The organism is Micromonospora lupini (genome assembly GCF_026342015.1).
Lineage (GTDB): Bacteria > Actinomycetota > Actinomycetes > Mycobacteriales > Micromonosporaceae > Micromonospora > Micromonospora lupini_B.
Genome location: NZ_JAPENL010000001.1, coordinates 1,665,848 through 1,677,486 on the forward strand (window position 1 = coordinate 1,665,848; position 11,639 = coordinate 1,677,486).

12 protein-coding genes are annotated in these 11,639 nt (G+C 68.9%); 3 read left to right on the forward strand and 9 right to left on the reverse strand.

The window, feature by feature from the left end:
* Nucleotides 1-18 precede the first annotated feature (18 nt).
* The 3 genes from OOJ91_RS07580 to OOJ91_RS07590 form a co-directional block, all read right to left on the reverse strand.
* The gene (locus OOJ91_RS07580) at nucleotides 19-372 is read right to left on the reverse strand and encodes a YciI family protein (RefSeq protein WP_266243870.1); all 354 of its coding nucleotides are present in this window, start codon (nucleotides 370-372) and stop codon (nucleotides 19-21) included.
* Between the two features lie 39 nt (nucleotides 373-411).
* Nucleotides 412-822: a DUF6069 family protein gene (locus tag OOJ91_RS07585; protein ID WP_266243871.1), complete on the reverse strand. Its 411-nt coding sequence runs from the start codon at nucleotides 820-822 to the stop codon at nucleotides 412-414.
* Between the two features lie 152 nt (nucleotides 823-974).
* Nucleotides 975-1,625 (reverse strand): TMEM175 family protein, encoded by a 651-nt coding sequence (locus OOJ91_RS07590; protein WP_266243872.1) that lies wholly within the window; start codon nucleotides 1,623-1,625, stop codon nucleotides 975-977.
* Nucleotides 1,626-1,881: 256 nt separating this feature from the next.
* On the opposite strand from OOJ91_RS07590, the gene OOJ91_RS07595 reads away from it, so the two are divergent.
* Both OOJ91_RS07595 and OOJ91_RS07600 read left to right on the forward strand, forming a co-directional pair.
* Entirely contained in the window at nucleotides 1,882-3,360 is a 1,479-nt protein-coding gene (locus OOJ91_RS07595; RefSeq protein ID WP_266243874.1) for a DUF1996 domain-containing protein, read from the forward strand.
* Between the two features lie 189 nt (nucleotides 3,361-3,549).
* A complete protein-coding gene (locus OOJ91_RS07600) occupies nucleotides 3,550-4,635 on the forward strand; it encodes a hypothetical protein (protein WP_266243875.1) in 1,086 nt (361 codons plus the stop codon).
* A gap of 178 nt (nucleotides 4,636-4,813) precedes the next feature.
* Here the strand turns inward: OOJ91_RS07600 and OOJ91_RS07605 are convergent, their stop codons facing one another.
* The gene (locus tag OOJ91_RS07605; RefSeq protein ID WP_266243876.1) at nucleotides 4,814-6,445 is read right to left on the reverse strand and encodes a hypothetical protein; all 1,632 of its coding nucleotides are present in this window, start codon (nucleotides 6,443-6,445) and stop codon (nucleotides 4,814-4,816) included.
* 316 nt (nucleotides 6,446-6,761) lie between these two features.
* A complete protein-coding gene (locus tag OOJ91_RS07610) occupies nucleotides 6,762-7,172 on the reverse strand; it encodes an allene oxide cyclase barrel-like domain-containing protein (protein WP_266243877.1) in 411 nt (136 codons plus the stop codon).
* A gap of 191 nt (nucleotides 7,173-7,363) precedes the next feature.
* Here OOJ91_RS07610 and OOJ91_RS07615 point away from each other — a divergent pair, with 191 nt between their 5' ends.
* Complete coding sequence (locus OOJ91_RS07615; protein WP_266243878.1) at nucleotides 7,364-8,161, forward strand: 4'-phosphopantetheinyl transferase family protein; 798 nt, start codon at nucleotides 7,364-7,366, stop codon at nucleotides 8,159-8,161.
* Between the two features lie 22 nt (nucleotides 8,162-8,183).
* Here OOJ91_RS07615 and OOJ91_RS07620 read toward each other — a convergent pair whose 3' ends face one another.
* From OOJ91_RS07620 to OOJ91_RS07635, 4 genes are read right to left on the reverse strand one after another with little or no spacing between them, the layout of a single operon-like run.
* Nucleotides 8,184-9,203 carry a 2-oxoacid:ferredoxin oxidoreductase subunit beta gene (locus tag OOJ91_RS07620; protein ID WP_266243879.1) on the reverse strand — a complete coding sequence of 340 codons (1,020 nt, stop codon included), beginning with the start codon at nucleotides 9,201-9,203 and terminating at the stop codon, nucleotides 8,184-8,186.
* Nucleotides 9,196-11,049, reverse strand: coding sequence for a 2-oxoacid:acceptor oxidoreductase subunit alpha (locus tag OOJ91_RS07625; RefSeq protein WP_266243881.1), 1,854 nt, complete (start codon nucleotides 11,047-11,049; stop codon nucleotides 9,196-9,198). The genes OOJ91_RS07620 and OOJ91_RS07625 overlap by 8 nt, the downstream gene beginning before the upstream one ends.
* Nucleotides 11,050-11,061: 12 nt before the next feature.
* Complete coding sequence (locus tag OOJ91_RS07630) at nucleotides 11,062-11,280, reverse strand: DUF5988 family protein (RefSeq protein WP_266243882.1); 219 nt, start codon at nucleotides 11,278-11,280, stop codon at nucleotides 11,062-11,064.
* Nucleotides 11,277-11,549, reverse strand: coding sequence for a hypothetical protein (locus OOJ91_RS07635; protein ID WP_266243883.1), 273 nt, complete (start codon nucleotides 11,547-11,549; stop codon nucleotides 11,277-11,279). The genes OOJ91_RS07630 and OOJ91_RS07635 overlap by 4 nt, the downstream gene beginning before the upstream one ends.
* Nucleotides 11,550-11,639 lie beyond the last annotated feature (90 nt).

Here is an 11,639-nt window from a genome sequence, read left to right on the forward strand (position 1 = left end):
TCGAGTGACGGCTCCCGCTCAGGCCTGGGACAGGTCGTCGAAGGGGCGCACCTCGACCGGACCGCAGGCCGCGGCACACCGTTCGGCCCAGGCCAGCGCCTCGTCCAGGTCCGCACACTTGATCACCCAGAATCCGGCGATGTGTTCCTTCGTCTCGGCGAACGGCCCGTCGCTCATCGCGGTGGCGCCGTTCTCGACCCGGACGACCGTGGCGCTGTCGGGTGACGTGAGGCCCCCGGCGAAGACCCAGGCGCCCGCCGCCTGCATGTCGTCGTTGATCCGGCCGGTCTCCCGGAACATGGTCTGCATCTCCTCGTCGGACGGCGTCGGCGCGCCCTCGACGAAGTGCACGGACAGCAGGTACTGCTTCATGGTGATCCTCCGATAGCTCGATTGTGGGATGGGGAGAGGTCAGGCGGCCAGTCGGCGCGCGACGGCCGGGATCACGATCACGGCCGCGACCAGGTGGCTGAGCATCAGCAGCGCCCTGGTGGCCGTCCCGGCCTCGACGAGCACGTCCGGCACCAGGGACAGGACTGTCAACACCACTGTCGTACGGACGAACGCGCGCTGCGGACGCCGCGCGATACGGGCCAGCAGCACGGCGAGGAGCACGCCTACCGACGAGAAGACGGCGGTCAGCACGCCGAACCCCGTCACCGGGATCGGGGCGCCGCTCACGTCGAGGCTGATCCCTGCCGCACTGCCGACGGCGGCGACGGCCATGGTGGCGGCGCTCGCGGCGACCGTGGCGAGCACACCTGCCCCGATCAGCGCGCCGAAGGCCGTGGTGGTGCGGGTGGTCTGCGCGGTGGTGGTCATCGTGCCCTCCAGCGGGTGCGTGGCCCGTCTCGATGCCGGGCTCTCACTAGGGCTACGAAGAGAGCCCGCCCCGATCGACAGCCACGCCCACAATATTTTGACGAATCTCGACCACGGTGTCCGCCGAGCCGGTCTCCGGGCAACGGGCCGGTTCAGCCGGGACTGTCGGTGGTCCTGTCGTCCTCGCCGTACTCGCCGCGGATGGGCAGGTAGTAGGCGGGCAGGAAGGCCGCGATGATGGCGACGCCCGCGATCGGCACGAACGCGCCGACGAGGATGCCGGCGCCGATCCAGGCCAGCGCGAATGCGTAGCGACGGCCGATGGCCCGCACCCCGAAGGAGCCGAGACTGGGGTCCAGGAGTCCCGCCCGGCGAAGATGGGCCCAGATGACGTTGAACAGGGCCGCTGCCACCCACAGTGTGCTGCCGTAGACGACCACCGTCGGCCGTAGCCCCTGCTCCGCGCGGAGCGCGTCGGCGAGCAGCGACGTGGAGAACGGCAGGAACGCGATCACCATCAGGAGCAGCGTGTTGAGGAACAGGACCGGACGGTCGACGTGCCGGACCCGGTCGAACATGACGTGATGATTGACCCACACCTGCCCGACGAGCAGGAAGCTCAGCGCGTACCCCAGGTACGACGGCCACAGTGCCCCGAGGCCCGGCAGGAGATGCCCGAAGTCCTTCGGCGGTTGGATCTCCAGCACGAGAAGCGTCACGGCGATGGCGAAGACCCCGTCGCTGAAGGCGACAAGCCGCCCCGGCTGACGCGTCAGCCGAGGGTTGCCAGGTCGAGACGACATGCCCCAGTATCCGATCGGGACGCGATTCGTTACCGCAAAATTCGTAATCAGCAGGCCCCGGCCGCCTTCGAGGAGTTAAAACAAACTTAAGGCTGCGCGGGCGAAAAAGTGTTATCCGGAGCGGGGACGCCGGCCACCAGGAGACCTGCTCACGACCCTCCTTAATTCTTTTTCCGCACGTTGCTGCGGGCTCGGGACGTGCACATACTTCATCCCGACCGGAGCGTTATCGCCAACTCGAAGGACACCACTGGCAATGCGGACTCCCCCCGCGCATGTCGCACCGCCGGACCGGGCGCGGAAGCGCCGTCGCCTCGCCCGCACCACGCTCGCCGCCGCGGTCGTCGCCGCGATCGGCGGCAGCGGCATCTACATCGCCGGCGCCCAGGCCGAAGAAGTCATCGTGCCCGGCCGGGTCCAGGCGGAGGCATTCGCCGCGCAGTCCGGCGCGCAGACCGAGAGCACCGGCGACACCGACGGCGGCAGGAACGTCGGCTGGCTGGCCGACGGCGACTGGCTGCGGTACGACAACGTGTCGATAACCGGCGCCGACCTGACGGCCCGGGTCGCCGCACAGAACACCACGGGCGGCTCGGTCGAGTTGCACCTCGGTGCGCAGGACGGTCAACTGCTGGCCAGCTTCCCGATCGCCTCCACCGGCGGCTGGCAGAAGTGGACGACAGTCACCGCGAAGGCGTCCGGCGTGCCGGCCGGCGCGCAGACCGTCTTCGTCGTCCTGAAGAGCATCGGCACCTCGGACTTCGTGAATCTGAACTGGTTCACGTTCGGTCCGGCGACGGCCACGACGCCGAGCGCCACTGTCGCGCCGAGCTCCAGCCCGTCGGCGTCCCCCTCGACGTCCCCGTCCAGCGCTCCGGCCGGCGGCGGCTGGGTGCCTGTCGACCAGGCCAGCTGGAGCAAGGAACTGGCCGCCTTCAACGCGATCAAGCCGAAGGCCGTGCCGCCGGGCACCACCCGCGTCCCCGAGTTCCACACCGACTGCGAGCTCGCCAACTCCGCGCCGGACGACCCGATCGTCCTGCCCGGCCTCGCGGGCGCCTCGCACATGCACACGTTCTTCGGCCCCAAGGTCGACGCCTTCACCACCACCGACAAGCTGCTCTCCTCGACGACCACCTGCAACGCCCCCGGCGACCTGAGCGCCTACTGGGTTCCGGAGCTGCGCAAGGACGGCAAGCCCGTTCCGATGAAGAGCTTCCGGGTCTACTACGGCTCGCGGGTCAAGGACCCGTCGACCGTCAAGCCCTTCCCGCCGGGCCTGCGGGTCGTCGAGGGCGACGCCAAGCGGCAGGTGGACACCCCGAAGAACGCCGGCAGCAACCAGTTCTGGTGCGCGGGCAGCGCCGAGATCGGCCGCAGCGCCGACGGCAACTGGCCGGTCTGCGCCCCCGGCGGCAACCTGATCTTCCAGCTGGTGTTCAAGGACTGCTGGGACGGCAAGAACATCGACTCACCCGATCACAAGTCGCACATGGGCGACCCCGTCAACGGCGTCTGCACCGGCAAGTACCCGGTCGCGGTGCCCGACCTGTCCTTCATGGTCAACTACGAGTCGCTGGGCGGGGACGGTCTCAGCCTCTCCTCCGGCAAGCCGTCCTCGATGCACGGCGACTTCATGAACGCCTGGGAGCCGGACCACCTGGGCGCCCTGGTGAAGTCCTGCCTCAACCAGAACGCCAAGTGCGGGGTGGAACCGACGTTCGCCGGGGGCTGATCCCCGCATCCGCACCTAGGACGGCCCTCTCGCCCCCCGGGCGCGGGGGCCGTCCGCCGTCCGCCGCACCGATCGGCTCGATTTCGGGTGGCCGACACCCGACACCGGCGCACGTGGTAGCCGACTGTGACCATCGTGTGACCACGCGCAGACTCCTCCCCGACATGTTCCCGTCGAATGGAGGAACAGATGCGTCTCCGCTCGTTCGTCACCGCCGCGCTGGCCGCCGTCCTGGCCGCCGGCGCACTCACACCGCCGACGCCGGCCGCCGCGGCCACCGCCGACCGCTGGGGGTTCGCGTACGTACAGGACCCCACGGTGCCGGTCTGGACCGTGCTGGACACCAGCCGGCAGTGGGGTAGCTGGAAGACGGCGTTCCCGGCCGCCTGGGCCGCCGGCGTCAAGCTCGCGCCCGGCCGGTTCCAGGTCCGCTTCCCACAGGTGGGCGCCAGCTCGCGGGGCGTGCCGCACGTGACACCTGTGAACCGGACCGGGCACTACTGCGAGGTGGTTCGCTGGTTCCAGTCCGGCGCCGACGAGATCGTCGACGTGCAGTGCCACAAACCCGGCGGCACGCGCGAGGACACCCCGTTCACAGTGCTCTGGACGACCAGCTCAGGCGTACTGCCGGCCGGCACCTCCCACGCGTACGTGCAGTGGGGCAGCGGCGTGGTGGTGCAGTCGTACAACTCGACGGGCGTGGTGAACACGGTCGGGCCCCTGGGGGTCGGGCAGTACCTGGTGCGTCTGCCCGGGGTGGGGTTGGCCGGGGTGCTCGCCGGTGACGTGCAGGTCACCGCCGTGCAGCCGAACGCCGGCCCCCGTCGGTGCAAGGTCTACGCCTGGACCGCGGTCGGCAGCGACGTGCAGGTGTACGTCTTCTGCTACGACCAGGCCGGAGCGTTCGTCAACACCGACTTCGCCCTGTCCTACCACCGCCGACGGCCGGTGATCGGCTCTCTCGCGCCGCCGTCACGCTTCGGGTACCTGGGCACCGCCGTCGGCGGGCCGACAAACGACAACTCGGTGCTCGGCGTCGGCGCGAACACGGTGGCGCCGCTGGCGCCGGCCGGCCGTTACCTGGCGACCTTCCCGCAGATCGGCCTGAAGGAGACCCACGTCCAGGTGGTGGCGCAGGGCGCCGGCAGCAACTACTGCCACCTCACCCAGCCGTGGACGTACACCACGAACGCCGACGTCGACGTGATCTGCTTCGACAACGCCGGTGTGGTCACCCCGCACCGTTTCCTGGCCACCTTCACCTCCCGGCTCTGACGCCACGAGGGCGCCGGCGGTGGCCCCTCGCGGTCGCCGCCGGTGGGACGAGGCCGTTCTGACGCAGGCATCCGGTCCCGCCACGGCCCGATCTGGTGATCGTGCCGGAGCGGGACCGGATGCCCCCGCGCTGCTGTCGGTCGCGCTGGTCCACTCGTGGAGCCGGCCGAGCAGCCGGTCAGCCGAAGCAGTTGGCGACGGGCGGTGCGCTGGGCGTGCAGTTGGTGGGCCGGTTGCCGCTGACGACCGACTTCTCGTCCACGGTGGCCTGACCGCCGTCGTTGAAGATCCCGCCCGGTGCCAGGACGGAGATGTTGTCCGTGACCCTGGATTCGGTCAGGTTGACGGTGCCCCTGTTGTAGATGCCGCCGGCCCGCGAGTTCGTACCGAACGCCTTGTTGCGGACGACCTGGGTGCGCCGCAGCACGACGACGCCGCTGCCGACGAAGACGCCGCCGCCGTTCTCGATGGTGCTGTTCGTGCTGGCGGCGTTCTCACTGATCTGGACGTCCTCGGCCACGAAGCGACCGATCTGGTTGAAGATCCCGCCACCGCGCTGGCCGGCATTGTTGCGGCTGATCTTGCTGTGCTCCAGGTGGAAGACGCCGTCGCTGAAGATCCCGCCGCCCTCGCTGCCTGTCGAGTTCTCGCTGACCTCGATGTTCCGGGCCGTGGTGGTCGCGTTGATTCCGCTGCGGATGCCACCGCCCCGGAAGCCTGCGGTGTTGTGGTGGACACGGACGTCCTCGAGCACGGCGACGCTTGAGTTCGACAGGCCGCCACCCGTGCCACCGATCGGCAGGATGTTGACGACCCCGATCGTGCTGTTGTCGCTGAGTCTGGCGTTGCGCACGGTGAGGTTGCCGTTGTTGTACACGCCTCCACCGTCGAACAGGGAACCGTTGTCGCTGATCCTGCTCTCGTCGTCCCCGTGCTTGTCGCCGTCCTTGCCGTCCCGGCCCTTGTCGTCCCGGCCCTTGCCGTCCCGGCCCTTGTCGTCCCGGCCCTTGTCCGCGTCGTGGTCGCTCCGGCCGAGGATGCTGGTGTCACCGAAGTTGGCGATCCCGCCGCCCGAGCCGTTGGTGTGGTTGAAGACCACGTCGATGTTCTCGAGTGTGGCCCGGCCGCCGATGTCGATCCGGATACCGCCTCCGCCACCGCCGATCCCACTCGTGTCCTCGCCGCCCTTGATGGTGACGTCGCGCAGCTTCAGGTCACCGCCGGCGCCCACCTCGAGAATCCGGAACGGTGTGGCGGTGGCCGCGCGGACGATCGTCGACCCCCTCCCGTCGATCGTGACCGGCTGCGTGATGATCGGCAGGCCGATGGGACCGTGGGGCACCGGCGGCTGAGGCGCGGACGCGTTGAGCGTGTAGGTGCACCTCTCGGCGAGCTTGAGTTTCGCCCCGTGGCCGGCGTTCGCGCGGACGAGCGCAGCGATCAGCTCGTTCGCGCCGCAGGGTACGTCCCTGACGTCGTCGCCCCCGCCGCTCCACTTGTCGTCGCCCTTGTGATCCTTGTCGTCGCCCTTGTGGTCCTTGTCGTCGCGACCGCCGGAACCGTGCCCTCCGTCGTCGTCGCCCGCCGCCCGGCTGCTCCCGGTGAGGACCTGCTCTCCGACGTTGAGCAGTTTGCCGCCGCTCGTCGCGAACGCTCCGGTCACGCCTGTCGGCGCCCCGACGGCGACCAGGCCGGCCACCCCGGTCAGCCCGGCGACGCCGGCGACGAGCCAGCGCGCCCGTCGCCTCCTCGACCGTTGTGGTTGATCTGGCGCTGGATCGCCGGCGCTCGGGTGTCGATGGTTGGACATACCTGGCCCTTCTCCGTACACCATGTCTCTGCACGTCACACTCGGTGCAGACAGCGACAAATCGGTTGTCGCCCCCACGGGGAACGTAGCCGAGCGGAACTCGCATTAACCGGTCTTATGCGAAGAAGTCCTACATTCGGTGCAGGTGGCGCGTGACGACCACGACGGACGACGGGCCCGGCACCGACCGGCCCATCGATGACAAACAGATGCCCTCCAGCCCGGTGGAGTCCTTGCGGACGGGGGGATGAACTCCACCAGGGGCTGGAGGGACGTCGGTATCTCGCTGCCTACCGCGACATCGGGCCGGAGCCGATCACGGCCCCAGCTTGATGTTGGAGACCAGGGGAATCAGCGGATCGGTCAGGTCGATCAGCCGCCAACTCCACAGACCAGACATTCCCAGGTAGATTCCGGCCGTTCCCTTCACCGGGATCTGCACCCACTCCTGGGCGATCACCGCTTCACGGTCCATGGGGCCCTCGGCGCAGAGCGAGCCGTCCTCGAGGTGGAACTGCTCGGTGACGTACTGGATCATGTGACCGTCGGACTTGCGCTCGCCGATCGCGTGATTGACGCCGTACGCCTTGCCGATGAGTTCCGTGCCGGACTCGTCGTACAGGTCGTCGAAGTAGAGCGCCACCCAGCCGACCGGCACATGGCGTGGATCCACCTCCATGTTCACGTGGATCTTGGTCGTCTTCTCGATCATCCTGAGTTCGAGCATGCGGACTCCATTGATGGCGGGCGTGATTTCCGAGATTGAGATGAACAGTATTCGACCCCTCTTACCTCCCGCTAAAGCGATTCCATAGTCATTATTGGGCGGCAATTCGAACGTGTTGACCGCCATCTTTGGCGATGGTTAATGTGACGGCGAATCGAGCTGGATCGAACAGCATCGAGGGGATTAATCGCATGACGGACACTGTCGACACACCATTGGCGCCGCCGACCGCTGCCCTGCCCCGTACCGTGCCGGTGATCGTCGCGCCCGACCGCCGCGACGACGGCTCGGTGCTCGGCGGCCTGCTGCCACGGGATGTGGCGTGGGCCGAACGTTTCGACGACGCCGAGCCCGGCGTGCTGTTCCCCGAGGAGGCCGCGACGATCGCCCGCGCGGTGACGCCCCGGCAACGCGAGTTCGCGAGCGGGCGCTGGTGTGCCCGTCGCGGCCTGGCCCAGCTCGGGTACCCCGCCGTGCCCATCCTGCCGGGAGAGCGAGGCGCGCCGACCTGGCCGCACGGCGCGGTCGGCGCGATCACCCACTGCGCCGGGTACCGTGCCGCGGCGGTGGCCCGGACCGAGACGACGCTTGCCATCGGTGTGGACGCCGAACCGAACGCCCCGCTCCCGGACGGCGTGCTGAGCGTGATCTCGCTACCCGTGGAGCGTGCCGACCTCGCCCGACTCCGCGACGCCGACCCGGCGACATCATGGGACCGCCTGCTCTTCTGCACCAAGGAGACGATCTACAAGGTCTGGTACCCGCTGGTGCGACGCCCGCTCGGCTTCGAGGACGCGCACGTCCGCTTCCACAGGTCCGGCGTCTTCGAGGCACGCCTGCTTGTGGACGGGCCGCTGGTGGAGCTGTCGGGCCGCTGGGCGGTCCGCAGAGGTCTCCTGGCCTGCGCGATCGTCGTGCCGGCCGCACGGCGTCAGGTCCTCCTCGGCACCGGTGCCAACGCGCTGACCAGGGTGCCCCGCACGGCCTGACGCGGCACTGCGGCGCCGAGTCTCAGGGGTTGGTCCAGGTGTCGCCGGAGGCGAGGAGGTCGTCGAGCATCTCCTCCGGGGTCCCGACGGCCGCAGACCGCGCGTCGACGAGTTGTTTCCGGACGATCTGGTCGTAGGACGGGCGGCGCACGTCGCGGAAGACACCGATCGGGGTGGTGTTCAGGTCCGAGCCGGAGAGTCGACTCAGCGCGAACGCGTACGCCGGGTCGTCGATCGTGACGTCGTGCACGATGGCGACGCCGCCCTCCCGCACCTGGAGCCCGAAGCCGCCCGGCGGGTGCACCACCGCGTACCGGCCGTCGGCGCCGAAGGTGATCGGCTGCCCGTGCTCCAGGCGGATCAGGTGGTCGTCGCGGGTGGACGGGTCCTTGAGCTGCTCGAACGCCCCGTCGTTGAAGATGTTGCAGTTCTGGTAGATCTCCACGAACGCCGAACCCTCGTGCTCGGCGGCCGCCCGCAGCACCGACTGCAGGTGCTTACGGTCGGAGTCGATGGTCCGACCGACGAAGCTGGCCTCCGCGCCGAGGGCCAGCGACAGCGGATTGAACGGCGCGTCCGCCGAGCCGGCAGGCGTCGACTTGGTGACCTTGCCGACCTCGGATGTCGGCGAGTACTGACCCTTGGTCAAACCGTAGATCCGGTTGTTGAACAACAGGATCTTGAGGTTGACGTTGCGCCGCAGCGCGTGGATCAGGTGGTTACCGCCGATCGACAACGCATCACCGTCACCGGTCACCACCCACACCGACAGATCCGGCCGGGACACCGACAGGCCCGTCGCGATCGCCGGCGCACGACCGTGGATCGAGTGCATCCCGTACGTGTTCATGTAGTACGGGAAACGCGACGAGCAGCCGATCCCGGAAACGAACACCGTCCGCTCCCGCGGAATGTTCAACTCCGGCATGAACTGCTGGATCGCCGCCAGGATCGCGTAGTCACCACACCCGGGGCACCATCGCACCTCCTGGTCGGACTTGAAGTCCTTCGCGGTGAGCTTGAGAGCGACAGGCTCAGGCATCGGCGATCACCTTCTCCAACGCGGCCTCCAGCTCACCGCTGATGAACGGCAGGCCACTGATCTTGGTGTGGGGCAGGGCGTCGACCAGGTAGCGGGCGCGCACGATGCCGGCGAGCTGGCCGAGGTTCATCTCCGGGACGACGACCCTGTCGTACGCCGCCAGGACCTCGCCGAGGTTGGCCGGCAGCGGGGCGAGGTGCCGCAGGTGCGCCTGGGCGATGGACAGCCCGCGCTGCCGCAGCGCCCGACAGGCGGCCCCGATCGGGCCGTACGTCGAACCCCAACCGAGCACCAGGACGCGAGCGTTCCCGTCCGGATCCTCGACGTCGAGGTCGGGAACGTCGATCATCTCGATGCGGGCCGCCCGGGTACGCACCATGAAGTCGTGGTTCGCCGGGTCGTACGAGATGTCACCGGTCTTGTCGGCCTTCTCCAGCCCACCGATCCGGTGCTCCAGGCCCGGGGTTCCCGGAATCGCCCACGGCCGGGCGAGGGTCTGCGGATCGCGCAGGTACGGCAGGAACCTGCCGTCCTCGCTGTTGGGAGCGGTGGCAAATTCGACTGTGAGATCGGGCAGCTCGTCGGCCGAGGGCAGCAGCCACGGCTCGGCGCCGTTCGCCACGTAGTTGTCCGACAGCAGGATCACAGGCGTCCGATACGTCAACGCGATCCGGGCCGCCTCCAACGCCGCGAAGAAACAGTCCGACGGCGACTTCGGCGCGATCACCGCGACCGGCGCCTCGCCGTGCCGCCCGTACAACGCCATGTTCAGGTCGGCCTGCTCGGTCTTGGTCGGCATCCCCGTCGACGGGCCGGCCCGCTGCACATCCACGATCACCAGCGGCAGCTCCAACGCCACCGCAAGCGAGATCGTCTCGCTCTTGAGCGCCACACCCGGACCGGACGTGGTCGTCACCCCCAGGGCCCCGCCGTACGACGCGCCCAACGCCGCCCCGACCGCAGCGATCTCGTCCTCGGCCTGCATCGTGATGATGCCGAAGCGCTTGTGCTTGCTCAGCTCGTGCAGGATGTCCGACGCCGGCGTGATCGGATACGCCCCGAGGAACAGCGGCAGCTTGGAGCGGACCGCGGCGGCCACCAGCCCGAGCGCGAGCGCCTGGTTGCCGGTGATGTTCCGGTGCCGGCCCGGCCGCATCGTCGCCGGCTTGACCTCGTAGCGCACCGAGAACACCTCAGTGGTCTCGCCGTAGTTCCAGCCGGCCCGGAAAGCTGTCTGGTTCGCCGTGACCAGGTCCGGCCGTTTCGCGAACCGACGCTCCAGGAACCGCAGGGTCGACTCGTACGGTCGGGAGTACATCCAGCAGAGCAGACCGAGGGCGAACATGTTCTTCGCCCGCTCGGCGTCCTTCTTCGCAATTCCCAGATCCGCCAGGGCGCCGACAGTCATCGAGGTCAACGCGACCGGGTGCACCACGTAGCCGGCGAGCGAGCCGTCCTGGACGGGATCGGCCGCGTAGCCCACCTTGGCCAGGTTGCGCCTGGTGAACTCGTCGCTGTTGAGAATGATGTCGGCTCCGGCGGGCAGCTCCGACAGATTCGCCTTGAGCGCGGCCGGGTTCATCGCCACCAGCACATTCGGCGCGTCGCCCGGGGTCAGGATGTCATGGTCGGCGAAATGGACCTGGAAGCTGGAGACACCCGGCAACGTGCCGGCGGGAGCCCGGATCTCGGCGGGGAAGTTCGGCAACGTCGAGATGTCGTTGCCGAGCTGGGCCGTCTCCGAGGTGAACCGGTCGCCGGTCAACTGCATGCCGTCGCCGGAGTCACCGGCGAAGCGGATCACCACCCGCTCCACCTGCTCGACGCGTTTGCGGCTCGTCACCATGGCCGCGGTGGCCTACTCCGCAATCCGGGTGCGCGTCGTCCAGCGGTAGACCCGCGGGCTGACGTCCGCGGCCGGATCGCCCACGACCTCGAAGTGTTCGGTGCCGCCCAGCAGCGGGATCTTGATCTTCAGCCTGGTGTCCTCGGACAGCACGATCCGCTGCTCACGCGGGACGTCCATCGGGCCGCCCTCGAGGAGGACGTCGACGACAGGGGCTCCATGATCGCTCATCGGGGATCCTTTCGACGGTTTCCGGGGGTGTCCACCGGTCCTGCCAACTGCCGGGACAGGTCGAGCCAGGCACACCGCTCGGCGGCGCTGAGCACGACACCGTCGTCGCCGGCCGGGTTGGAGGCGGCGACCGGGTCGGCCTCGGTCTTCCAGACCTCGGGCGGCGGGAAGCCCCAACAGATGGCGAGGCCCGCAAGTGACCGGTTCAGCTCGGTCAACAGCCCGGCGAGCACCGCTCGCGGTCGTCTTCGCTGGGGACGCTCGACCACGCCGACCTCCATTACCGGAAGCGACCGGGTCGGCCGCGCCGTCAAAACTGCCAACCGCCGCTTGAACCGCTCTAAAGCCTCTGTCGACCC